Here is a 21,497-nt window from a genome sequence, read left to right as displayed (position 1 = left end):
TTTTTCCGTCTCAACTTCCCGGCGTCGCCGCCGTTCCGTCCACCGCAGCAGTCTGTCCCGCTTCGGTGAGGGGGTATTTACGGATCACCACCAATCTCCGCAAGCGGTTTTTTCGAAGTTTTCGTGACAGCCCGATGAAATGTTATTAAGCATATGAAATACAACACATTTATTTTGAAATACTCCGCCGAGACCGGCGTTTCGGTTGCTGGTTCGGGTGTCCTGACTTCAGAATCGTCAGCCAAGGCGGCGAATCCGGACAGGACGGCGATGAAAGGTCAGTGAAGCGCACCCGACGCTCCGCGTCAGCTTGCTCGATAGCCGGTGGGGATAGCGCCGGGGCGCTGCGACCGCCTCAGTCCGCGCAGAGATAGACGGCGCCGCCGACCGCAACGACGCTGACAGCCGCGCCGGCCAGGACGCCCGGCGCGCTAAGTGCCGCGGCGGCGCTGGCACCCGCGGTCTCCAGAAGACCGGCCAGCGCACCCGCCTTGCCGCTCAGGATGAGCGCACCGGAGGTGTCGCGCGCCGCAGTCAGCCCTGCACCGGCGGCGTCCAGTCCGAGTTCCGCGACCGCCAGCGCCTCTTCCTTGGTCGCATTGACGAGCCGGCAGGCCGCCGAGGGGCGCTTGCAGCGGCCATAGGCGTCGCGCTCCCCCTTCGCGGGCGCACGGTAATACTCTGCGTCCTCGTCGTAGACCGCGCAGAAGAGGCTGCGCTGCTCCTCGTTTAGTCCCGGCATCATGTGTGAGATGACGACGGCGCCCGGACAGGTCTTGCGGCGTGTCAGGTGCCGCTCGCGCATCGAGGAGTAGCTGTCGAGGTCGCGGTCGTAGAGAATGGTGACATTCTCGCCATTGATGTTGGCCTCGCAGTCCCGAGGCTCGGCCAATCCGGGCAGCGGCGCTCCAACAACGAGCATGAATGACGCGATGGCCGCAAGGTTCATACGCACCGCAGGTCTCCCTATCCCGCACCGCTTCGCCGCGAACGCGAACGCGAACGCGTGCCGTCATCTACGCGAAGGACCGAAGCCAGCGCAATGTCCGCGGGGCCTCGCAGGACTTGGCGCTTGACTTGGCGCCGTAAAAGCCTCATTGCGCCGCGATCCAAGGCCCGCTGCCGCGTGAGCAGCCGTTCCCCGCTTCCGCGAAGGGACATAGGCCCGGATACCGGTTCCCATGTCACGCCAGGGGTCCTGCGGTTCCGTTGCGAGCCGCGCCCCGACGATGCCGCACCGAACCCCCATGGGTCCGGCGCTTACCCTGTTTGCGGGCCGCGACACTGCGCGCCCCAATGAAAGACACAGACTTGACGACTTTCGAAAACCTCGGGATCGCCCCGCGCGTCCTCATGAACCTTCCCGGCCTCGGCCTGACCACGCCGACGCCGATCCAAGCCCAGGGCATCCCCGAAATCATGGCGGGCCGCGATCTCATGGGCCTCGCCCAGACCGGCACCGGCAAGACCGCCGCCTTCGGCCTGCCGATGGTGACGAAGCTGCTCGAGATCGGCCGCCGGCCGAATCCGAAGAGCTGCCGCGCCCTCGTCCTCGCCCCCACCCGCGAGCTCGCGACCCAGATCGCCGAGAACATCCAGAACTTCTCGCAAGGCACGCCGATCCGGACCTTCCGCGTCGTCGGCGGCGCTTCGCTCAACGCCCAGTCCGAGCGGCTCGCGCGCGGCGTCGACATCCTTGTCGCCACGCCGGGCCGGCTGATCGACCTTCTCGACCGCAAGGCGCTGACGTTGAACGAAGTGCTCTACCTCGTCCTCGACGAGGCCGACCAGATGCTCGACATAGGCTTCATCCACGCGCTGCGCCAGATCGCCCGCCTCCTTCCCTTCAAGCGCCAGACACTGCTGTTCTCGGCCACGATGCCGAAGCAGATCGAAGAACTCGCGACCTCCTATCTGAAGGAGCCCGCGCGCGTGCAGGTCTCGCCCCCGGGCAAGGCCGCCGAGAAGATCGAGCAGGCGGTGCATTTCGTCAACCAGGGCGACAAGGCGAAGCTCCTCGCCGACTACCTCGCCAGGCATCCCGACGAACTGGCGCTCGTCTTCGGCCGCACCAAGCACGGCTCGGACAAGCTGATGAAGCTCCTCGACACCTGGGGGTTCAAGGCCGGCGCGATCCACGGCAACAAGAGCCAGGGCCAGCGCGAGCGTACGCTGCAGGCGTTCCGCTCAGGCGAGCTGAAGGTGCTGGTCGCCACTGATGTCGCGGCGCGCGGGATCGACATTCCGGATGTCCGCCACGTCTACAACTACGACCTGCCGAATGTGCCGGAGAACTACGTCCACCGGATCGGCCGCACCGCCCGCGCCGGCCGCGATGGTCGCGCGGTCGCCTTCTGCGCCCCGGCGGAGCTCGGTGAACTCCGGGCGATCGAGAAGCTGACCAAGGTCGCGCTGCCGGTCATTGGCGGCGAGCCGCCCTCCGGCGCGGAGGCCAACGCCGCCGCCAAAGCCGCCAAGGCGAAGCAGGGCAACCGGCAGAACCGCGGCGCGGCGCATGGCCAGCCTCACCGGCCTGACGAGGCGACCAAACGCCCGGCCCGGCGCCCCTCGCGGCGGCCGCGGCGCACCAAGGCCGCGTGATCGGGACGCGACAGGTCGGCCGGAGTCGCCTCCGGCCGGCTTGAAGCGCCATTGCCCCCAGCGCAAACAGGTCCCATGGCGAAGCTCTACTTCCACTACTCGACGATGAATGCCGGCAAGTCGACGCTGCTGCTGCAGGCATCGCACAATTACCGCGAACGGGGGATGGCGACCTATCTCCTGACCGCCAAGCTCGATGACCGGGCGGGCGCCAGGCAGATCGCAAGCCGGATCGGCATCGCCGAGACGGCCGACATCTTCGATGCCGGCACCGACCTCTTCGCCGCGATCGAGCGCCGGCGCACCGAGGGCCCGGTCGCCTGCGTCTTCCTCGACGAGGCGCAGTTCCTGACCCGCGAACAGGTCTGGCAACTCGCCCGGTCGGTCGACGACCTCGGCGTTCCGGTCATGGCCTACGGCCTCAGGGTCGATTTCCGCGGCGAGCTGTTCCCGGGCTCGGCCGCACTCCTGGCCCTCGCCGACGAGATGCGCGAAGTGCGCACGATCTGCCATTGCGGCCGGAAGGCGACCATGGTGGTGCGGCGCGGACCCGACGGACGGGCGCTGCGCGACGGCGCCCAGGTTCAGATCGGCGGGAACGAGACCTATGTCTCGCTCTGCCGGCGGCACTGGCGGGAAGAAATCGGCGACCGGCCCGAGAGCCTTTCCGACTGATCCCGCGGAGGCGCCTTGCGGCGCCACGAGATGTCTCGTGCCCGCGCCAAGGGCGCGGGCACTCGGGTCAGGGGACCGCGACCAAACCGGTCCGCGTCCGGCAAGCACGGTTAGACTTTCCTTAACCCCGCCCTGCGATCGTGGGATTCGCGGTACAGGCCGGAGGGCCGTTGACCGCGACAGGAAGTGCAGCCCGTCCCGGTTCCGGGGCGGGCTGTTCTCACTTTCTGTTCAAAAATACTCCCCAGGGGGTCCGGGGGACGGGACGTCCCCCGGCGGGTCGGCCAAGGCGCATCCGAGGCCGAAATCAGTAGAGCCGCCCGCCTACCGGCACCTCTTGCCCGGGCCCGATCAGAACGACCTCGCCATCCGCATCCGGCACGCCGAGCACCAGCACCTCCGACATCACCGGGCCGATCTGGCGCGGCGGGAAGTTCACCACAGCCAGCACCTGCCGGCCCACCAGTTCCTCCGGCCGGTAATGCCGGGTGATCTGCGCCGAAGACCGTTTCTCGCCGATCTCGGGTCCGAGATCGACCCAGAGCTTGAAAGCCGGCTTGCGTGCCTCGGGAAAGGGCTCGGCGCGGGTGATCCGCCCGACCCGGATATCGACCTTCAGGAAATCGTCAAATCCGATCGTCATCGCCCGAGTTCCCGCCCCCGTTCAGCCGCCGCATGAACCGCCTCCCTCAGCAGCGCCGGGAATCCGCGCGCCTCGTCCATCAGCACCTTGAGCGCCGCCGCCGTGGTCCCGCCGGGCGAGGTGACGTTCACCCGGAGCTGATCGGGCTGCTCCTCCGACGCTTCGGCGAGCGCTCCGGCCCCGGCAACGGTCGCCTTTGCGAGCCGCATCGCGAGATCGGCCGGCAGGCCCTCCGCCACACCCGCCGCCGCGAGTGTCTCGATGAGGTGGAAGACATAGGCCGGGCCTGATCCCGATACCGCCGTCACCGCGTCCATCTGATGCTCGCCCTCGATCCGAACCACCTGCCCCACCGCCGACAGAAGCACCTCGGCCAAGTCGAGATGCGCCGCTGTGGCGCGGGCATTGCCGGTGATCGCGGTGACGCCGCGGCCGATCGCGGCCGGCGTGTTCGGCATCGCGCGCACGATCGGCGTCTCCGCGCCAAGCACGCTTTCGTAATAGGCGATGGTGGTTCCCGCAGCGACCGACAGAAACAGCGTCCGCCCGCCCCCCATCCGCGCGAGCCCCGGCAGCGCCTCGGCCATCATCTGCGGCTTCACCGCGACAAGCACGATGGCCGGCGCCTCCGGCAGGGCCGCGTTGAGGTTGACCCCCTGCCCCTTCAGCCAGTCCGACGGATAGGGATCGCTCACCCAGACGCTCGCTGCGGGCAGCCCGCCCTTGAGCCACCCCTCGAGCATCGCCGAGCCCATCTTGCCGCATCCCAAGAGCACCAGCCCCCTGCGGCTCACCTCGCTCATGTCCATGATCACCTCCGAAGCTGCGGAGGCAGATTAGCGATCCGGCGGCCGAGGGAAACCCCCGGCCGCCAAATGCCCCCTCAGGCCCGCCCGTAGGCCTGGGCGATGGCGACTTCCATCGCGCGTTCGGGGCTCTCACCGCCCCAACAAGTGAGCTGAAATGCCGGATAGAAACGTTCCGCGGAACTGACCGCCTCGTTGATCATGCGGTCGATCTGCTCGGGACCGGCGATCTGACCGCCGGCGAGGCACAGACCGTAGCGCCACACCATCAGCCGCTGCTCGCGCCAGTAGGTGAAGGCGCCGGACCAGACCATGTCATTGGTACGGTTCAGCGCCTCGTAGAGCGCCGGAAGTGCCTCGTCGGGCGGATCCATCTCGAAAGTGCAGATCAGGCGCAGTGTCTCGTCATAGCCCGACCAGGCCAGCGTGATGGAATAGGTCCGCCACTGCCCTTCGACCGCCATGGCGATCTGATCGTCGGTCACCCGGTCGAAATCCCAGTCGTGATGCTCGGCGATGGTTTCGACGATATCGATCGGATGCAGGTCCTCGGTGGAGAGATACGTCTCGGAAAGCGACATGCCCGGCCTCTTCTTTTGTGACCCTGCTGGGTGGCAGCCCGCAAGGACTAGGTGCCCGCCTCTAGGTTCGGTGCATTTGACGCCCGACCCTGCAAGATATGGTGTCTCCGAATACACCATCTGTAAAGAAGTATTTCCGGATGACCGTCTAAATCTTGTGGATAGTGTAGCGTGACACGAATATTTGCAGTGTTTGACAGAGATATCTGCAACTGAGCGGGTTTTCGGCCCTAAATGTGGTAGCGGACGCGGCCTTGGGTTGCGAGAGGCACCCCGAAGACGCGCCGATCATCGGTTCCGGCGGCGGTTTGAAGCGGCCTTAAACGGGCGGTTAAACGGTTCCGGCGACGCCGAGCAGTGCCACAAGCTGCTGCCGCGCGCCTTCGGTTATTGTTTTCCGGTGGCAATATCCTTCCTGGCACCGAAGCCAGTCGCCTTCGGAAAAATCGCTTGAAGCTTGTCAGTCGTAGGCGCGCTGTCGTCAATGCGCCTACGCGCTTCGTCCACGGCGATTTGATGGCGGATCTCAAGAGCGCGCCTGAAGGACGTCGGCACATGCCCGATGCGCGTCAAAGCAAGCATCGCTGCACCGCCGGTGATGCCCTGGGACAGACGATACAAGAGCGAGTCAACGCTTACGAAGTAGGCGCTTCCAGGAATGTGGAGTTCGAGAGGTGGAATCACCAGCGAGTTGACCAACAACCCCAACACCGAGAGCACGACCAACCCGAAGATCGCCCATAGGACGGCAATCGTGTCACCTATCTCCGTGTGGAGATCGTTGATGCCCTTGACCGAGCGTCCGTTTGCCCCCATGGCGCCGACCAACAGTGACACCGTCGGCAGAATGCTGGCGGACATCAGGCCCAAGAAAGTCACAAGTATTCGCCCTGTGTCGCCGCCAAAGAACCCGATCGGCGCACAGGTGAACGCTACCGCAACGGCGATGGCAGACAGCTTGTGACTTAGTCGAAAGTGCAATCAATTTTCCCTTGCGCGGCCCACTCCTTGAGGGCGTTCACGATCTGTATCATAGCATCAGATGGATCGAGAAGCTGTCCAATTGTGGCAACACTCCGTGAGAGCGAGAGCTTCACCAAGCCGCCCTTCTCAATGCCGTCACCTCTCAAACCCAGATCCGCCGGATCGATATTTCTAAGAGCCTCGTCAATCGTTGCACGAGAGATCGGCTTCCGCCGTTTCTTGCTCTTGATGAAGACCCTGAAAAACCCCTCGATCCAGCCATCATCGGGGATTTCCTCCTTCAGACTCCCAATGGCGTCTTCATTCCAACCTAGAGTTCTCAAGACGTCAAAAACGGTGTGGCCCTCCTCGCGAGCGCGAGCGGCCTCACGCTCGAGAACCTCTTGCGCTCTTGCAAGCTCAGCATCACGCCCCATGTTCGGTGCCGCTCGAACGGTCACCTCGGTCGACGAGGCCAGTTCTTTTCCGTCTGCGGCGGCAAACCGACCGTTCAGGATGATTGCTTGCCCAGGCTCCATCTCGTCAGCGTCTTGCAGTAGACGAGTAAGGTACCGCTCCAACGTACGGCCTTTAACGCTTTGACCCTCGATGATTCCGACGTGGTTCTTGACGACTGCAAAGTACAGCGCGCCTTTAAGAATGCTCGTCTTCGCGTCAAGCTGGAGGTTCTCTAGCAAGAACTCCGTCGTGTCTTCTTCCAATGACTGAGTGACAGCTTGCACCTCTGTGCCAGCCTCGAGGTGAATGAGCTGCGCAGCGAACAAGGGACCGTCCCACGATCCTGGGTCTGAAAGTTTGTTGAGGATGACAATGCTGCCGTCTTGGTCGAGGTCGATCTTCCTCAACCGTGCGCTCTCGACGAGGGCTTTGCCCCCGGCGCCTTGCCGTCGTAGAGCCTCTACAACCATAGATTTCAGATCGGCACCGTCCTGAAGATCCTTTGTCTTCAGATGACGATACTGGACTGTTACTGCCTTGGGCATACTCGCTCCTAATCCATTCGACACGCCGGAACGATTTAGGTGTTTTCCGCTCTGCACAATGATTCGTCGTCTGGTTGAGTAGGAACGTTGCCTCAAGCGGGATATAGGGTGAGTTGTGGACTGAGTGACGCAGCATTGCCCGGCGACGTCTCCCATTATTCGTTCTCGATCAACAGCTCGGCCGCCGGCCGCGCGCCATCGCCCACGGTGTAGGTCGTCGCCACCGGCCGGATCGCGAACCGCCCGAAGATCTCGCGGATCTCCGGCACGTCGTTGATCGACATGAGGAAGCGCCCTTTCAGCCCGGCGAGCAGCTCGGCCAGCCGCGCGAAATCCTCCCGCGCGAAGAGTGCCTTGCCGTAGTCGGTCTCGCAGCCCCAGTAGGGCGGGTCGAGGTAAAAGAAGGTGCCCGGCCCGTCGTAGCGGCGGAGAAAGTCCTGGTAGTCGAGGCACTCGATGACGACGCCGGCGAGGCGGCTGTGAAGATCCTCGAGCATGGGCTCGAGCGTCGTGAGGTTGAAGCGGCCGGGGCGGTCGCGGGAGACGCCGAAGTTCCGGCCCGAGACCTTGCCGCCAAAGGCAGTGCGCTGGAGGTAGAGGAAGCGCCCTGCCCGCTCGAGATCGGTCAGGGTATCGGGATCGGTCGCCACCAGGCGCTCGAACTCGGCCCGCGTGGTCAGCTGGAAGCGCAGCGTCTCGAGGAACTGGGGATAGTGGCGCTGCAGGATGCGGAAGAGGTTGGCGACGTCGCGGCCGCGGTCGTTGATGACCTCGGCGCGCGGACGTCGGGTCCGCCGCAGGAAGATGCCGCCCATTCCGACGAAGGGCTCGGCGTAGGTCATGTGCGCGTCCGCGTCGATGATCGCGGTGATGCGGCGCGCGAGGTTGCGCTTTCCGCCGAGCCACGGGGCGACCGGCGCGACCGGAGAAACGGGCGTTGAAGGCGTTGTTAAACGGGGGCTTTTCGAGGTCATGCGAATCTGTCTCTATGCCCCTCCCTGAGCTCAGGGATGGGAGCGGCCATAAGCGTGAGCTGGTCGGCGGGGGCGCAAAGAGTTCCCCGAGTTGGGGGGCGTTGGCGCGCCCCCTGACCTCCCGGCTGGCGCCGGAGGGCCGCGAGCCGGTCTAGTTGACCGGCCCGATCCTGAGCGTCACCGAAGTGCCGGCGGCCTCGGCCGACTTGATGGCGAGAGGGACGTCCTCGGCGGCGCGGGCGGCCATCATCACCGCCCAGGCTATGAGCGCGCCCGAGCGGCCCTGTCCTTCGGCCGTCACGCCGGGATGCGGATCGGCCGACACGGCGCTCTCGGAGGTATGGACGACCGCCCAGGACCCGCCCCAGTGCCCGCGCGCCGGGTTCGCCTGCACCCAGTCCCACATCGCGTTGCGGGCGTAGACCGGGCCCGCGTTGTTCGTTCCGGCGAGCGAGTAGCGCGCAGTCGGACACATGATCACGCGCTTGCTCTGCCCGAGGGAGGCCTCGGCATGGGGGATCATCGCGTTCAGCGCGTCGAGATAGGCCGGCGTCGGGTTCGAATGGCCGTAGAGGACGAGGTAGTGATCCTGCACCATGCCGACATGGTCCCTGAGCCAGCCCCAGCGGTTCGCATAGGCGCCGCCCGGCTGCCACTCGGTCACGTCCTGACCGCTCTCGCCAACCGTCGCGAACTGGACCGGGATGCCGGGAAACCGGGTGTTGAGCTCGACCGCCGCCTGCCGCATCCCCCAGGCGAGCCGAACCGTGACCGGATCTCCGCTCGACAGGAGGCAATCCTCGGTCGTGCCGGCGGGGACCGTCACGCCCTTCTGCCGCGTCACCGCAAGATTGATGCCCGCCGGCAGCGAGATCGAGGACGCGCCGACCTCCCACAGGTGCATGTGCTGCGACTGGCCGGAGGTGATGAGGCTGAACCCGGTGCCGCGCAGCCCGTGCGACGAGACGGCGGGGCCGACCTGCAGCCCGCCACCATCCACCGCGCGGAACTCGAGGCGCAGGAACCCGACCGTCAGCGGCACGCCGGTCAGTTCCCCCGCCGCCCATGCGCCGCCAGCCGGCGCGGCATCGACGGTGGTCCAGCCCAAGAGCTCCGCGCCGTCATCCTTGACGAGCCGCGCCTCGATCGCGGCCGGGGTGATGCCGGCATAGATCCCGCCCTCGGTCCTGATCCGCGCCGTGGCGCCGGCGGCACTGCCCGGCGTCGGGAACTGCGCCTGGCTGACATGAGTGCGCGTGTGGGCCGGGCGCAGCGCCACCGGGCGCAGGGGGCCGCCGGGCCGCAGCCGGAACCCGGTCGGCGCGTTGATGAGCTGCGGCGTCAGGGCGCCGGCGACGCCCCAGGCATCGGCCAGGTCGGCATCGTTCGCGAGCGTGTAGCGGAACCGCTGCGATCCGCCGGTCAGGAGCGTGTGCAGCGTGTCGAGATCCTGCGCCCCGCTCGCGATGTTCTGGATGAGCGTGGTGTCGGGCGCCCCGGTCGAGGCGCCGGGGAAGCTGCCGTGCAGGAAGAAGGCGTTTTCGACCTCTCCGTAGAAGCCCTTGTCGAGCGCCGAGCCGATGCGGTTGAAGAGGTACTTCGTGCCGGTGAGGTTGCGGGCATAGAGATCCGCGCCGGCATGGGTGCCGACCATCGCCGCGCCGCCTGGCTCGCAGACCGCGAGATAGCTGTAGCCGTTGGCGACGATCACCATGACCAGGAAGGCCTTGCCGCAGGCCGCGGCGCCGAGCGCGACCGAGGCCGAGAACCGCGTCGTGCCGCCGTCCTTGACCAGAGCCTCGATGGTGGTCATGCCCTGATCCGCGAAGCGCACATAACCGTCGTTGCCGCCGGTGCCGCCGCCCTGCTGGCCGAGGAACGTGTGGGACCGGTTGTTGACGAAGGGCGAGGACGGCGGACGCACCCACAGTCCATAGACGCAGGCCACCGATGCCGGCTTCTCGCAGGCCACGGTCGGCGCGTCGAGTCGCACCGCGCCCGAGGTAGCGAACTGGTGGTTCACGAAGGGCAGACGAATGCTCACGAGGTCACCACGGGGTTGTTGTGCGGGGTCGCGGCGAGCGGCACGCCGGGCATGGTCGGGTTCGCCGGCGTCGGGCCGCCGACGCGCCGCGCCCAGATCGCCGCGACGCTGTTCGCCTCGGAATAGGGCTCGCCGGGTTGCTGCTGCTGGTAATGCCAGCGCGCCGAGAGCGCGTCGGCGTTCGAGGCGAAGCCCGACACGGTGATCTCGTCGGCCGCCGTACGCGCCAGCGTGAGACCGGCGGCGGCGATCGTCTGCCACGGCCCGCCCTGGATCGAGACGCGAAGCGCGGAGACGCTGGTGAAGGCTGCCGAGCCCGCCTCGTCGACCAGCTCGAAGTCGAAGATCGACGGCGCCGGCGCGGGGCTCCAGACGAGGGACGCGCCGAGATAGACCTTGTCGGCAGCGACAGCCCCGAGGCGCACGGCGTCACCGGTGCTCAGGGTCGCCATGGCTCACCCGACAATGATGTAGAGCGTGGCGGGATCGGGCGTCGGCAGCGCGTCATAGGCCGCCTGCGTGATCTGCTCGAAGCGCAGCATCCGCCAGTCGGTGCCGCCGAGTTCTGCGTCGACCGACGCGACGATCTCGGCCCCGGTCATGTCGGCGCTGGCGCCCGCCTCGATGCCGCCGAGCTTGCTCTTCTCGGCATCGGTGAAGGCGTTGGTGTCGGCCTCGGCCTCGTAGGCGGCCTTGATCTCGGCGCCGGTCATGTCGGCCGTCGCGCCGTCCTCGATGCCGGCGAGCTTGGTCAACGCGACATCGGTGAAGGCATTAGTGTCGGCCTCTGCCTCGTAGGCAGCCTTGATCTCGGCCCCGGTCATGTCGGCGCTCGCGCCCTCCTCGACGCCGGCGAGCTTCACGAGATCCGCGGCGATGTCCTCGGGGAAGGTGGCGCTGTCGGCGAAGTCGTCGATCACGGCGCGCAGCGCCGCGGCGGTGATGTCGCCCGTCGCGTTGTCGGCCAGGGGCGCGTTCTTCGCCGTCTTGAAGGCCGTTCTGGTCATCGCAGCCATCGTCTCACTCCTATCCTGCTCGATCGAATGCGGCACTGAAGGCGCCGCTGAAGGCGCCGGCCGCGTAGTCGGCCACCACCGCCGCGGCCGTCGCTGTCACCGGTTCGGCCAGCCCGTTCGCGGCGGTCCAGGTGGCGAGAAGCGCCCCGGCCGAGGGTGCGGTAAAGCGGCCCGCCACGACCTGGTCGCGAACATCCACGCCGCCGAGCGTCAACACGGTCAGCGAGACGCTCGGCCGGGGCGCGCCCTCGATGAGCGGCGGGATCAGGCTGAAGACCGTGCCCGTCACGCCGGCGGCCGGGGAGATCCGCGCGGGCGCGACGATCGCGAGCGCCGCGCCCGCGAGCGCGGGCATGTCCGAGCGCAGATGGCCGATGCGCGCGAGCGCGGTGACGCCGGAGGCGCGGCCGGGGGCCGCGATCGGGACCAGGGGGGCGTTACGGTAATCCGTCATGCTTTCGCTTTCAGGGCTTCGAACTTCGTGGTGAGCCCATTGCAGAGCTCATGGACGACGCGGGCGACGTGCCAGTCGCCGTCGAGTTCGGGCCGGAGCCCGGTGACCGTCACCGCGCCGCCGGCGAAGAGGCCGGGCTCGAATCCCGCGAGCGAGGCGGTGAGCGTGAGCCCGGCGCGTCCGGCGCGCGCGAGTTCGGCCGCGCAGGCGCGCTCGGCTTCCCCGGCCGAGGCATGGACGTGGCGGAGCTTGCGGACCGGCTTGCCCGCGCCCTTCGTGACCTTGTGGGTCGTGCCGCCGGCGGTGTCGGCCCATTCGGCCTCGACCGCGCCGTAGTCCTCGCGGGCATCGAGCTTCCAGCGCCAGTCGGAAAGCCGGCTGGCCGCGAGCGCGACCGGTGTCATCGCGTCGCCGGCGGCGGTTCTGCCCTCGCCCCGGCGCTGGACGATGAGCCGCCCGCCGGCGGGTTTCGTGGTGGCGTCGAGCGTCGCCGCGATCCGGGTCAGGAAATGCAGGTCGCTCTCGGCGGTCTGCGCGAGATAGGGCCAGAGCGCCGTCCGGACGCTCTCGCCGACGACCGGGTCGAGCCCGGCCTCGGCGGCGATCGTGGCGACGATGGCGGAGAGCGTGACATTCTCCCAGGCGCGGGTCTTCGGCGCGCGGATCGCGCCCTTCATGTCGGCGGCGGTGGCCGAGACCGTCATCGTCTGGCGCGGCCCGGTGCCCGAGACGCCGTCGACGGCGAAGCGCCCCATCGGGGTCAGCGCGCCCGGGCGGAAGCCGAGCGCGATGTCAAGCGTGGCGTCCATCTCCGGGAAGGCGACCCGGCCGTCCCGGTCGTCGATGACGATCTCGGCGCGGTCGGCCGAGACGCCGTCCTCGTCGATGAGCGTGATCGACAGGAGCCGGTCGCGGATCGGAGCCCGCTTCGGCCACGACTTCGCCCGCACGCCCCATTTTAATGCTCTTTTACAGGGGTTTAAACGGTCCCTTCACCGGCGCCTTCAAATCTGCCCCGACAGCCCGCTCAGCCCCACCAAGCCCCGATTTCGGCCTGTACTGCAGACATCGCACCCACGGTCCTCACCGACTCCAACACGCCCCCAAAACCCCTTATTTCCTTGGACCATCCGCCCACTTCCGGCTTCAGCCGGCCCCTTCCGGGATCACTGCAGATATTGGAGTCAACACACAGATAGAGTGGTCGTGCACGGATATTCGCGATACCCGGCAAGGAACTCCGGGCAGGACCGAAACCGCGCGCAAAGCGTGACTGCCGCGCGTCGAAGTGGCGTGTTCCATAAATGGCCGAGCCTGACGAAAGCATGGAGCGCCATGAGCGGCGATCCGGCCTTCTACTGCGAAAAGGGGGCCGCCCCATGCGGCGCCCCTGGTAAAGCCAATCCGTCCGTTTGGCCCCGCGTCCGGCGCCGGTCGATGAAGTGGAGTACTGATCGGAAGAAGGCGGATAACTCGCGACACTCACGCGCCGCGGCGCCTCAGCCCTTCTTGCCGGCTTCGAGCGCGGCGATGCGCGCCTTCAGCGCCTCGTTCTCTTCCCGCGCCTTCTGTGCCATCGCCCGCACCGCCTCGAACTCCTCGCGCGTGACGAAGTCACGGTCGGCCAGCCAGCGGTCCATCCAGCTCTTCATCGCGGTTTCCGCTTCGGTCCGGGCACCTTGCGCCACGCCCATCGCATTGGTCATCAGCTTCGACATGTCGTCGAAGAACTTGTTCGGTCCGCTCATCGGGCGCCTCCGTGGGGCAGGTCGGTTTCGCGGCCTATATGCGCACCGCGGCGGCAAAGCTCAAGGTTGACTTCGTCGCAGCCGCGCGCTCTGAGAGGGTCGAGGAGAACACGATGCAGGCTGCCATTCCTTTTCCGGATCTCTCGAACGAGATCTTCTCGGTCGAGCTTTTCGGCATCACGCTCGCGTTGCGCTGGTACGCTCTCGCCTATCTCGTCGGACTTCTGGCGGGCTGGTGGGTCATCCGCGCGCTGATGCGGCGCCCCGCCCTGTGGCCGGCCGGGCAGGCGCCGATGGAGCCGGGAAAGGTCGAGGATCTCCTGACCGCGATCATCATCGGCGTGATTCTCGGCGGCCGCCTCGGCTTCGTGCTGTTCTACCAGCCGGGGTTCTACCTCGCGAACCCGGCCGAGATCGTGAAGGTCTGGGAAGGCGGCATGTCGTTCCACGGCGGCTTCCTTGGCGTGGTCGCCGCCGGGCTCTGGTTCTGCCGCCGCCACGCCGTGCCGCCCCTGCAGCTTTCGGATGCGATGGCGCTGGTGGCGCCGATCGGCCTGTTTCTCGGCCGCCTCGCGAACTTCGTCAACGCCGAGCTTTGGGGCCGCCCCACCACCCTGCCCTGGGGCGTGATCTTCCCCGGCGAGGCCGCGCAGACCTGCACCGGCTTCCTTCCCGGCGACTGCGCGCGCCATCCGAGCCAGCTTTACGAGGCGGGTCTCGAGGGGCTGCTGCTCGGAGCGGTCCTGATGCTGCTTCTTGGGCGCGGAGCCCTCCGGCGGCCCGGGCTGATCACCGGCGTCTTCCTCCTCGGCTACGGGCTGTCCCGCTTCGCGGTCGAGTTCGTCCGGCAGGCCGATCACCAGTTCATCACCCCCGACAACCCGATGGGCTACGCTCTCCATGCTGGCGGCATCGGCCTGTCGATGGGGCAGCTCCTGTCGCTGCCGATGATTCTCGCCGGGCTCTGGTTCTGGCGCCGGGCGCGGGCGTGACGCCGCTCGCCGAAATCCTCGCGCGGAGGATCGCGGCGAGCGGCCCGGTGACGATCGCCGAGTACATGGCCGACTGCCTGATGCATCCGGAACACGGCTACTACGCCACCCGCGATCCCTTCGGATCCGCCGGCGATTTCACCACCGCGCCGGAAATCAGCCAGGTCTTCGGCGAGATGGTCGGGCTCTGCCTCGCGCAGAGCTGGCTCGATCAGGGCCGCCCCACCCCGTTCACGCTGGCCGAGCTTGGTCCCGGGCGCGGCACGCTGATGGCCGACATCTGTCGTGCGATCCGCGCCGTGCCCGGCATGGCCGAGGCGGCACGGATCCGGCTCGTCGAGGCTTCGCCTGCGCTTCGCGCCTGCCAGGCCAGGACATTGTCGGATCAGGCCCCCGAATGGCTCGACCGGGCCGAGGATTTGCCCGAAGCGCCCCTCTTTCTGGTCGCGAACGAGTTCTTCGACGCGCTGCCGATCCGCCAGTTCGAGCGACGTGACAACGGATGGTCCGAGCGGCAGGTCGCGCTTTCCGAACATGGGCTGATGCCGGGCCTCGGGCCGGTGAGCCGCTACGGCGCCCTCGATGCCCGGCTGGGTGATACCGCGCCGTGCGACATCGTCGAGACCTGCCCGGCCCTCGCCCCCATCGCGGCGACCATCGCCGGCTGCATTGCCCGTCATGGCGGCCTTGCCCTCGTGATCGACTATGGCGGCTGGCACTCGCTCGGCGATACGCTTCAGGCGCTGAAGGCGCACCGGCCGGTCGATCCCTTCGCCGAGCCGGGCGAGGCCGACCTGACCGCTCATGTCGATTTCGAACAGCTTGCGGTCGCCTTCGCCGCCGCTGGCTGCGAGACCACCGCGATGACCCCGCAGGGCGTGTTTCTCGAACGGCTGGGAATCACCGGGCGCGCCCGCGCCCTTGCGCGGAACCTCACCGGCGACGCGCTCGAAAGCCACATCGCGGCGCATCGGCGCTTGACCCATCCCGAAGAAATGGGACAGTTGTTCAAAGCGATTGCCTGTTTCCCCAGAGGGGCGCCCCTTCCACCCGGATTAGACCAGTTTCATGACGCTCGAAATCCTCACGCATGACGCGCTGCTGCCCCTGAAACACGGTTTCTTCACGCGCAAGGGTGGCGCGTCATCCGGAATATTCCGCGGGTTGAACTGCGGCCACGGCTCGTCGGACCTGACCGAAGCGGTCGCGATCAACCGGGAACGGGTGGCGGACGCGCTTGGCGTCCGGCCGGGCGCACTGGTCGGTGTGCATCAGGTTCATTCGGCGGACGTCGTGACCGTCACCGGTCCGTTCGCGACGCCGGTTCGTGCCGACGCGCTCGTCACCGATGTTCCGAACCTGGCGCTCACGGTTCTGACCGCGGACTGTCAGCCGGTGCTGTTCGCCGACGCCCGCGCGGGCGTGATCGGCGCCGCCCATGCCGGCTGGCGCGGCGCGCTGTCAGGCGTGCTTGAAGCGACGCTCGCAGCGATGGAAGACCTCGGCGCCAGTCGCGGCAACACGGTCGCGATCATCGGCCCGACCATCAGCCAGAAAGCCTACGAGGTCGGGCCGGAGTTTTTCGACACGTTCCTCACCGAGGATCCTGACAACGACCGTTTCTTCGCCGGAGGCGAAGGCGACCGCGTGCATTTCGACCTTCCGGGCTTCGGCCTGCACCGCCTGCGCGAAGCCGGCGTCGGGCGGGCGGAATGGAGCCGTCACTGCACCTATTCCGATCCCGAGCGGTTCTTCTCGTACCGCCGGTCGGTGCACGCCCACGAAGCCGACTACGGCCGGCTTCTCTCGGCAATCCGGCTCTGATTGCGGCGCCATATTTCTGCCGCATTTCAACACGAGGTTGAGTGACGCCGGATCAGGCAACCCGGCTGAAGGCGGGGCGCAAGCCCCAGAGGACAAAGGAGCAGTCAGGCAAAGCCGCATCTCAGTGAAATCCAAAGAAGGGCAGCCGGAGCGTCACCTCGCCCCGCAGAGCCCTCAATAACTCGGCGGCAAGCGCCATCATCAAGAAGGGGGAGCGACCTCCCCGCACATACGCCCTTCGACGGCCACCTGATGCAGGTCTGGCGCAGAGCACAAGGGCTACCGCATTGTTCCCATCGTCACGGCGGGGCGCGGTTATCGGCAGGATCACGAGCCGATTCGTTGCGCTACCAGCGCGGGGTGCGTCGTTTCGCGCCCAGTCATTATTCACGCTTTCGGCAACAAAACCAGCAACACCGCGGCGATTGACAACAAGGAGGCGCAAATGGACGCCCGTTTTTGACAGAAGCCGCCCGAGATGGCCCGATATCAACTGTGTCAGTCTGTATTCTTGGGTGGGGGTGCGCAGATGTGACCAGACCGAAAGGCTGCTCGCGTGTCGTACCCGTTAGGTACCGTCGCCTCTGTTTCGACGGAAAAAAGTTCTTCGCCCGCTGCCGAATGCCAAGGCATTCCGTATCGAAAACCTGAATTCAACCCTCCGATACTCACTAGGCGCTACCAGTTGAGCTATCTGGACGCGGACGGTCAGATTGAGACCGCAACCCGTCTCGCGCCCGCAATCCCCGACTACGAGGAAGCGTTTTCGGCTTTCGCCCGAGGGACCGTCATCGCAACGTCGGACGGCCCCGTCGCCGTCGAGGACCTCGTGCCCGGCATGCAGGCCCTGACGGCCGAAGACCGCTGCGAGACGATCACCTGGATCGGCTCCATGACGCTCTTCCCGCCGCGCGCCATGCGCGGCATGCACGGCGGTACGCTGACCCGGATCACCGCCGATGCGCTCGGCATCGGTCGGCCGATGCCGGATCTCGTGCTGGGGCCGGGCGCCAAGCTCCTTCTGCGCAGCCGGTTCGGCGACCGCGCCGGAGCTGTCTACGCTTCGGCCCAAACTTTCGTCGATGGCGTATCGATCATCGAGGTCACGCCCACGGCGGCGGTGCCGGTGTACCACATCATGCTCGAAAGGCACGGATCGCTGCGCGCCGCGGGGCTCGAGATCGAAAGCTACCACCCCGGTGCGACCAGAGAGGACCGCGGACCCAGGGCGGCGCAGAGCTTCCTGTCGCTGTTCCCGCACCTGCGGTCGTTCAGCGGGTTTGGTCCACTGGCCCATCCCCACATGACATCAAGCGAGGTTGAGGCGGCGCTGGCCGGCTAGGGCGAGGCACGCCGCGCCGCCGCTGGGGGCCGGGCGCAGCGCCGGGGCTTCGTCCTCAGGCGCTGCGCCCGAGTCGCTCTTCGAGGAAATCGAAGGGAACGCCGGGCTTGTCCTTGGCGCAGCGGATCACGAGCGAGGTCTTGACGCTCGCCACGTTCGGCGCCGAGGTCAGCTCCTCGGTCAGGAACGTCTGAAACGACGACAGGTCCGGGGCGACGCACTTCAGGATGAAGTCGATCTCGCCGTTCAGCATGTGGCACTCGCGCACGAGCGGCCATTCCCGGCAACGCTGCTCGAAGGCCGACAGATCGACCTCGGCCTGCGAATGCAGCCCGACCATGGCAAAGACCTGGACTTCGAATCCAAGCTCGCGCGGGTTGACGTCGGCGTGGTAGCCGCGGATGTAGCCCGCCTCCTCCAGCGTCCGCACCCGACGCAGGCAGGGCGGCGCCGAAATGCCGACGCGGCGGGCCAGCTCCACATTCGTCATGCGCCCGTCATCTTGCAGCTCGGCCAGAATTTTCCGGTCGATCTCGTCGAGTCTGTTGGCGCCCATAGGTCATTCTCTCCCGAAATTTCGCGGAACTTACCGTTCGGCGCCATAACGCGCAACATTGTTTCGCAAGCACGCAACATTTTGAGACACCATCCGCGCGGCAGCACCGAGACGGCCGCCGTCAGGAGAAGCGGACTTGTAGGGCCAGCCGCTCCTGTTTCAGTCCCGATCAGCCGCATGACCGTGTTTCGAGGGGTTCCCCAGCCCGCCCGGGCTGACTATATGGCGCGGACAAGCATCGGAAAGGGACTGTCATGGGCGAGACGCGGCACACCAGGGTTCTGATCATCGGCTCCGGCCCCGCAGGATATACCGCGGCGGTCTATGCCTCGCGGGCCATGCTCGACCCGATCCTTGTTCAGGGCATCCAGCCGGGCGGACAGCTCACCATCACGACCGAAGTCGAGAACTGGCCCGGCGACACCGAGGTCCAGGGTCCCGATCTCATGGTCCGGATGGAAGAGCACGCCAAGGCGATGGGCGCCGAGGTCATTTCCGACCACATCTCCTCCCTCGACCTGTCGAAGCGGCCGTTCACCGCGCATGGCGATTCCGGCACGACCTACACCGCTGACGCTGTAATCCTCGCCACCGGCGCGCAGGCCAAGTGGCTCGGCCTGCCGTCGGAGGAGAAGTTCAAGGGCTTCGGCGTCTCGGCCTGTGCGACCTGCGACGGGTTCTTCTACCGCGGCAAGGAGGTTGTCGTGGCCGGCGGCGGCAACACGGCCGTCGAAGAGGCGCTGTTCCTCACGAATTTCGCCAGCAAAGTCACGCTGGTCCATCGCCGCGACGAGCTCAGGGCCGAGAAGATCCTTCAGGACCGCCTCTTCAAACATCCGAAAGTCGAGATCCTGTGGGATCACACGATCGACGAGGTGCTCGGCGACGAGCAGCCGCTCGGCGTCACCGCGGTGCGCGCCCGCCACGTAAGGACCGGCGAGACCACGGATATCCCCTGTGCGGGCTTCTTCGTCGCGATCGGCCACGCTCCGGCCTCGGAACTGGTCGCGAGCCAGCTGGAGCTCCATCACGGCAACTATGTGAAGGTGAAGCCGGGCACGACGGAGACCTCGATCCCCGGCGTCTTCGCGGCCGGCGACCTGACGGACCACGTCTACCGCCAGGCCGTGACCTCGGCAGGGATGGGCTGCATGGCGGCGCTCGATTCCGAACGTTGGCTCGCAGCACAAGACGCCGAAAAGGCGGTCGAAGCCGCGGAGTAACCCAACCACGGAAGCGCGCCGGGATGACCGGCCGCTCTCACATGGATCGATCCTGGTCCATGCCACTGGCCGGGACCACTGGGTCCCGTGCCGCCGTTCGGCCCTGCCCACTCGCCGCATTCACCGGTCGGATCGCCGAGAGCGGGCCAAGGTTCAGCCAACTTGCCAGGGCGTCCCGCGCCTCGTAGCTGCCGATCGCCTCGAGAATGCCGTCAGCCAGCGAGGTCCTGAGCGCGATGTCACCCCGGTAGATGCGAATGAAGTCAGCGACGGTCGCGGCCAGGAAAAGATCGGTCTCGCCACCGGGATCGTCGACGCAGAGCTGGCACCGCCCATCCTCATTTAGGAACCACCAGAGCGCCTTGTGCGCCGGCTGGTCGGTGAATTCGATCCGCACCACCCCGCGCGCCCCGAAGGCGTCGGCCCGCGCGCCGCGCTCTATTCCCCAAAGGAGCAGGTCCAGGTCGATCTCGCCCTCCTCGAGATCCCGCCGCGCCCATCGCTGCCCCCAGGCGCCCATCGCCTCGATGATCGGGGTAAATTCGCGGCCCGCGAGGGTCAGGTGGTAGCTGACCGCGCGCCCGTTCGCGCGGCGCTCCAGTATTCCTTCCTGCTCAAGGGATTTCAGCCGCTTGGAAAGTAGCGTCGGAGACATCATCGGCACGCCGCGCTGGATGTCGGAGAACCGGTGCGCGCCCCAGGTGATGTTGCGCAGGATCAGCGCGGTCCATCGTTGACAGAAGACCTCCGCCGCCTTGGCGACCGGACAGAACTGGCCGTAGCGTCGCATCTGGTGCTCCCTTACCCTTTGGCCGTGGCTCGATCGGGTAACAATCAGACTACTACAGAATCAGGACTATTCGCACCCGGACGGGTTTGCGAACCTCCCCGTATGAAAGGAGGAGATCATGCAGACCCTGAAGAAAGCCGAAGCCGGGCAGGTCGAAACCGCGGCCGCCGCAATCTACGATCGCGCATTCGTGCCCGCCCTGTTCGGGCAATTCGCTCCGATGCTGGCCGACGCCGCCGCGATCGCCCCCGGAGAGCACGTTCTTGACGTCGGCTGCGGCACCGGTGTCGCCGCCTTGGCCGCCGCCGAACTTACGGGCTCCAAAGGACATGTCGCCGCGGTGGATATCAATCCCGGCATGCTCGCCGTTGCGCGCAGCAAGTCCGACGCGATCGAGTGGATCGAGGCGCCCGCCGAGTCGCTACCCCTTGCCGATGGCCAATTCGATGCGGTCATGTGCCAGTTCGCCCTGATGTTCTTCGCCGACCGCACGGCAGCGCTGCGCGAGATGGCCCGCGTCACGAAACCTGGAGGCCGCATAGCGCTGCTCGTTTGGGAGGTGCTGGATCGAACCCCCGCCTATGACCGGCTAGTGCCGCTCGTCGGCGAGATCGCGGGCCCCGATGCAGCCGCCGCGCTTGCCGCGCCCTTTTCCCTCGGAAGCATCGGTGACATCAAAGATGAGATTGACCGAGCGGGGCTGAAGCTTGCCGAGCATGGCGTCCTCACGGGAACGGCGCGCCATGCATCGCTCGACGCATGGATCGACACCGAGATCGGCGGCTGGACGCTCTCGGACATGGTCTCCGCCGACCGGTTGCGCCGGCTGAAAGCGGCCGCGCGACACCACCTGGCCGCCCATATTGGCGCCAATGGCCGCGTGGCTTTTCCGGCTCCCGCGCGTCTGGTGATGATCCGTCCGTGAACCGGGCCGCGCGAGGCGCCTCGCGTCCCGTTCGAGGCGCGCGGTCCGTGACGCCGTTCGCTGCATCGCAGAAATATCGCACTTTCCGTCCGATTGCACGGCGCCAGAGCCCGCGCGTCTTGAATTTTGTCCCGTTTCGGCGCTATGCCCGGCGCGAAAGCGGCGGTCTCGCCGCGCCGGTCATGCAAAGGTCGAATCGCTGATGTCGCTCCCCAATCTTGCTCCGATCCCGGAGCTATACGTCTCGTACGAGTCTGCCCAGAAGCTGAAGCACGAGGCCGGCGCGCTGCCGTCCTGGGACCTCACCCAGCGCCAGGTCTGCGACCTGGAGCTTCT

Annotated in this window: 24 protein-coding genes; 9 read left to right on the top strand and 15 right to left on the bottom strand. The window is 66.8% G+C overall.

The features are described from left to right. Positions 1–153 precede the first annotated feature (153 nt). Positions 154–285 carry a hypothetical protein gene (locus OM960_RS23845; RefSeq protein ID WP_263340357.1) on the top strand — a complete coding sequence of 44 codons (132 nt, stop codon included), beginning with the start codon at positions 154–156 and terminating at the stop codon, positions 283–285. Between the two features lie 70 nt (positions 286–355). On the opposite strand, the gene OM960_RS23840 is transcribed toward OM960_RS23845, so the two are convergent. Further along, positions 356–955 (bottom strand): hypothetical protein, encoded by a 600-nt coding sequence (locus OM960_RS23840; RefSeq protein WP_263340360.1) that lies wholly within the window; start codon positions 953–955, stop codon positions 356–358. A gap of 398 nt (positions 956–1,353) precedes the next feature. Between OM960_RS23840 and OM960_RS23835 the strand changes: the two genes are divergently transcribed. Both OM960_RS23835 and OM960_RS23830 read left to right on the top strand, forming a co-directional pair. Continuing rightward, positions 1,354–2,601 carry a DEAD/DEAH box helicase gene (locus OM960_RS23835; RefSeq protein ID WP_432759535.1) on the top strand — a complete coding sequence of 416 codons (1,248 nt, stop codon included), beginning with the start codon at positions 1,354–1,356 and terminating at the stop codon, positions 2,599–2,601. 75 nt (positions 2,602–2,676) lie between these two features. Then, positions 2,677–3,276: a thymidine kinase gene (locus OM960_RS23830; RefSeq protein WP_264773724.1), complete on the top strand. Its 600-nt coding sequence runs from the start codon at positions 2,677–2,679 to the stop codon at positions 3,274–3,276. 307 nt (positions 3,277–3,583) lie between these two features. On the opposite strand, the gene OM960_RS23825 is transcribed toward OM960_RS23830, so the two are convergent. The 12 genes from OM960_RS23825 to OM960_RS23770 all read right to left on the bottom strand — a co-directional run bounded on the left by OM960_RS23825 (position 3,584) and on the right by OM960_RS23770 (position 13,509). Further along, positions 3,584–3,919: a tRNA-binding protein gene (locus OM960_RS23825; RefSeq protein ID WP_263340364.1), complete on the bottom strand. Its 336-nt coding sequence runs from the start codon at positions 3,917–3,919 to the stop codon at positions 3,584–3,586. Further along, positions 3,916–4,728, bottom strand: a complete 813-nt coding sequence (proC, locus tag OM960_RS23820; RefSeq protein WP_264773723.1) for a pyrroline-5-carboxylate reductase — start codon at positions 4,726–4,728, stop codon at positions 3,916–3,918. Before proC ends, OM960_RS23825 begins: the two co-directional genes overlap by 4 nt. Positions 4,729–4,802: 74 nt before the next feature. Further along, positions 4,803–5,306: a type III secretion system chaperone family protein gene (locus OM960_RS23815; protein ID WP_263340370.1), complete on the bottom strand. Its 504-nt coding sequence runs from the start codon at positions 5,304–5,306 to the stop codon at positions 4,803–4,805. 387 nt (positions 5,307–5,693) lie between these two features. Then, positions 5,694–6,167: a hypothetical protein gene (locus tag OM960_RS23810; RefSeq protein ID WP_264773722.1), complete on the bottom strand. Its 474-nt coding sequence runs from the start codon at positions 6,165–6,167 to the stop codon at positions 5,694–5,696. 104 nt (positions 6,168–6,271) lie between these two features. Beyond that, a complete protein-coding gene (locus OM960_RS23805) occupies positions 6,272–7,273 on the bottom strand; it encodes a hypothetical protein (protein WP_264773721.1) in 1,002 nt (333 codons plus the stop codon). 155 nt (positions 7,274–7,428) lie between these two features. Beyond that, positions 7,429–8,247 carry a DNA adenine methylase gene (locus OM960_RS23800; protein ID WP_264773720.1) on the bottom strand — a complete coding sequence of 273 codons (819 nt, stop codon included), beginning with the start codon at positions 8,245–8,247 and terminating at the stop codon, positions 7,429–7,431. 151 nt (positions 8,248–8,398) lie between these two features. Next, positions 8,399–10,291, bottom strand: coding sequence for a hypothetical protein (locus OM960_RS23795; RefSeq protein ID WP_264773719.1), 1,893 nt, complete (start codon positions 10,289–10,291; stop codon positions 8,399–8,401). Further along, positions 10,288–10,743 carry a hypothetical protein gene (locus tag OM960_RS23790; RefSeq protein ID WP_264773718.1) on the bottom strand — a complete coding sequence of 152 codons (456 nt, stop codon included), beginning with the start codon at positions 10,741–10,743 and terminating at the stop codon, positions 10,288–10,290. Before OM960_RS23790 ends, OM960_RS23795 begins: the two co-directional genes overlap by 4 nt. 3 nt (positions 10,744–10,746) lie before the next feature. Then, positions 10,747–11,307: a phage upper tail fiber protein gene (locus tag OM960_RS23785; RefSeq protein WP_264773717.1), complete on the bottom strand. Its 561-nt coding sequence runs from the start codon at positions 11,305–11,307 to the stop codon at positions 10,747–10,749. Between the two features lie 10 nt (positions 11,308–11,317). Continuing rightward, positions 11,318–11,761 (bottom strand): hypothetical protein, encoded by a 444-nt coding sequence (locus OM960_RS23780; RefSeq protein ID WP_264773716.1) that lies wholly within the window; start codon positions 11,759–11,761, stop codon positions 11,318–11,320. Beyond that, positions 11,758–12,711: a phage late control D family protein gene (locus OM960_RS23775; protein WP_264773715.1), complete on the bottom strand. Its 954-nt coding sequence runs from the start codon at positions 12,709–12,711 to the stop codon at positions 11,758–11,760. The genes OM960_RS23780 and OM960_RS23775 overlap by 4 nt, the downstream gene beginning before the upstream one ends. Positions 12,712–13,260: 549 nt before the next feature. After that, on the bottom strand, positions 13,261–13,509 hold the full coding sequence (locus OM960_RS23770; protein ID WP_263340434.1) for an accessory factor UbiK family protein: 249 nt from the start codon (positions 13,507–13,509) through the stop codon (positions 13,261–13,263). A gap of 113 nt (positions 13,510–13,622) precedes the next feature. Here OM960_RS23770 and lgt point away from each other — a divergent pair, with 113 nt between their 5' ends. The 4 genes from lgt to OM960_RS23750 all read left to right on the top strand — a co-directional run bounded on the left by lgt (position 13,623) and on the right by OM960_RS23750 (position 17,667). Continuing rightward, complete coding sequence (gene lgt, locus OM960_RS23765; protein WP_263340437.1) at positions 13,623–14,501, top strand: prolipoprotein diacylglyceryl transferase; 879 nt, start codon at positions 13,623–13,625, stop codon at positions 14,499–14,501. Continuing rightward, the gene (locus tag OM960_RS23760; RefSeq protein WP_264773714.1) at positions 14,498–15,595 is read left to right on the top strand and encodes a class I SAM-dependent methyltransferase; all 1,098 of its coding nucleotides are present in this window, start codon (positions 14,498–14,500) and stop codon (positions 15,593–15,595) included. Before lgt ends, OM960_RS23760 begins: the two co-directional genes overlap by 4 nt. Then, positions 15,570–16,325: a peptidoglycan editing factor PgeF gene (gene pgeF, locus OM960_RS23755; RefSeq protein ID WP_263340442.1), complete on the top strand. Its 756-nt coding sequence runs from the start codon at positions 15,570–15,572 to the stop codon at positions 16,323–16,325. Before OM960_RS23760 ends, pgeF begins: the two co-directional genes overlap by 26 nt. A 685-nt stretch (positions 16,326–17,010) precedes the next feature. Next, positions 17,011–17,667: a Hint domain-containing protein gene (locus OM960_RS23750; protein ID WP_264773713.1), complete on the top strand. Its 657-nt coding sequence runs from the start codon at positions 17,011–17,013 to the stop codon at positions 17,665–17,667. A 55-nt stretch (positions 17,668–17,722) separates the two neighbouring features. Here the strand turns inward: OM960_RS23750 and OM960_RS23745 are convergent, their stop codons facing one another. Beyond that, positions 17,723–18,223 carry an Lrp/AsnC family transcriptional regulator gene (locus tag OM960_RS23745; RefSeq protein WP_263340448.1) on the bottom strand — a complete coding sequence of 167 codons (501 nt, stop codon included), beginning with the start codon at positions 18,221–18,223 and terminating at the stop codon, positions 17,723–17,725. A 254-nt stretch (positions 18,224–18,477) separates the two neighbouring features. On the opposite strand from OM960_RS23745, the gene trxB reads away from it, so the two are divergent. Further along, positions 18,478–19,446, top strand: coding sequence for a thioredoxin-disulfide reductase (trxB, locus tag OM960_RS23740; protein WP_264773712.1), 969 nt, complete (start codon positions 18,478–18,480; stop codon positions 19,444–19,446). 37 nt (positions 19,447–19,483) lie between these two features. Here trxB and OM960_RS23735 read toward each other — a convergent pair whose 3' ends face one another. After that, positions 19,484–20,236, bottom strand: a complete 753-nt coding sequence (locus OM960_RS23735) for a winged helix-turn-helix transcriptional regulator (RefSeq protein ID WP_263340451.1) — start codon at positions 20,234–20,236, stop codon at positions 19,484–19,486. A gap of 118 nt (positions 20,237–20,354) precedes the next feature. Between OM960_RS23735 and OM960_RS23730 the strand changes: the two genes are divergently transcribed. Next, positions 20,355–21,161, top strand: a complete 807-nt coding sequence (locus OM960_RS23730; RefSeq protein ID WP_264773711.1) for a methyltransferase domain-containing protein — start codon at positions 20,355–20,357, stop codon at positions 21,159–21,161. Positions 21,162–21,497: the final 336 nt, after the last annotated feature.

It is taken from the genome of Defluviimonas salinarum, assembly GCF_026013545.1.
Lineage (GTDB): Bacteria > Pseudomonadota > Alphaproteobacteria > Rhodobacterales > Rhodobacteraceae > Albidovulum > Albidovulum salinarum.
Note: the sequence above shows the minus strand (reverse complement) of the source record. Positions and strands in the feature narration are given on the sequence as shown.

What these genes read in the sequence shown, in the direction of transcription:
- OM960_RS23835 (WP_432759535.1), top strand. Translation starts at nt 1,354, where the DNA reads ATGAACCTTCCCGGCCTCGGCCTGACCACGCCGACGCCGATCCAAGCC.
- OM960_RS23790 (WP_264773718.1), bottom strand. Translation starts at nt 10,743, where the DNA reads ATGGCGACCCTGAGCACCGGTGACGCCGTGCGCCTCGGGGCTGTCGCT.
- OM960_RS23825 (WP_263340364.1), bottom strand. Translation starts at nt 3,919, where the DNA reads ATGACGATCGGATTTGACGATTTCCTGAAGGTCGATATCCGGGTCGGG.
- OM960_RS23770 (WP_263340434.1), bottom strand. Translation starts at nt 13,509, where the DNA reads ATGAGCGGACCGAACAAGTTCTTCGACGACATGTCGAAGCTGATGACC.
- OM960_RS23780 (WP_264773716.1), bottom strand. Translation starts at nt 11,761, where the DNA reads ATGACGGATTACCGTAACGCCCCCCTGGTCCCGATCGCGGCCCCCGGC.
- OM960_RS23805 (WP_264773721.1), bottom strand. Translation starts at nt 7,273, where the DNA reads ATGCCCAAGGCAGTAACAGTCCAGTATCGTCATCTGAAGACAAAGGAT.
- OM960_RS23785 (WP_264773717.1), bottom strand. Translation starts at nt 11,307, where the DNA reads ATGGCTGCGATGACCAGAACGGCCTTCAAGACGGCGAAGAACGCGCCC.
- OM960_RS23800 (WP_264773720.1), bottom strand. Translation starts at nt 8,247, where the DNA reads ATGACCTCGAAAAGCCCCCGTTTAACAACGCCTTCAACGCCCGTTTCT.
- pgeF (WP_263340442.1), top strand. Translation starts at nt 15,570, where the DNA reads ATGACGCTCGAAATCCTCACGCATGACGCGCTGCTGCCCCTGAAACAC.
- OM960_RS23730 (WP_264773711.1), top strand. Translation starts at nt 20,355, where the DNA reads ATGCAGACCCTGAAGAAAGCCGAAGCCGGGCAGGTCGAAACCGCGGCC.
- OM960_RS23815 (WP_263340370.1), bottom strand. Translation starts at nt 5,306, where the DNA reads ATGTCGCTTTCCGAGACGTATCTCTCCACCGAGGACCTGCATCCGATC.
- OM960_RS23735 (WP_263340451.1), bottom strand. Translation starts at nt 20,236, where the DNA reads ATGCGACGCTACGGCCAGTTCTGTCCGGTCGCCAAGGCGGCGGAGGTC.
- trxB (WP_264773712.1), top strand. Translation starts at nt 18,478, where the DNA reads ATGGGCGAGACGCGGCACACCAGGGTTCTGATCATCGGCTCCGGCCCC.
- lgt (WP_263340437.1), top strand. Translation starts at nt 13,623, where the DNA reads ATGCAGGCTGCCATTCCTTTTCCGGATCTCTCGAACGAGATCTTCTCG.
- OM960_RS23845 (WP_263340357.1), top strand. Translation starts at nt 154, where the DNA reads ATGAAATACAACACATTTATTTTGAAATACTCCGCCGAGACCGGCGTT.
- OM960_RS23830 (WP_264773724.1), top strand. Translation starts at nt 2,677, where the DNA reads ATGGCGAAGCTCTACTTCCACTACTCGACGATGAATGCCGGCAAGTCG.
- OM960_RS23810 (WP_264773722.1), bottom strand. Translation starts at nt 6,167, where the DNA reads ATGTCCGCCAGCATTCTGCCGACGGTGTCACTGTTGGTCGGCGCCATG.
- OM960_RS23745 (WP_263340448.1), bottom strand. Translation starts at nt 18,223, where the DNA reads ATGGGCGCCAACAGACTCGACGAGATCGACCGGAAAATTCTGGCCGAG.
- proC (WP_264773723.1), bottom strand. Translation starts at nt 4,728, where the DNA reads ATGGACATGAGCGAGGTGAGCCGCAGGGGGCTGGTGCTCTTGGGATGC.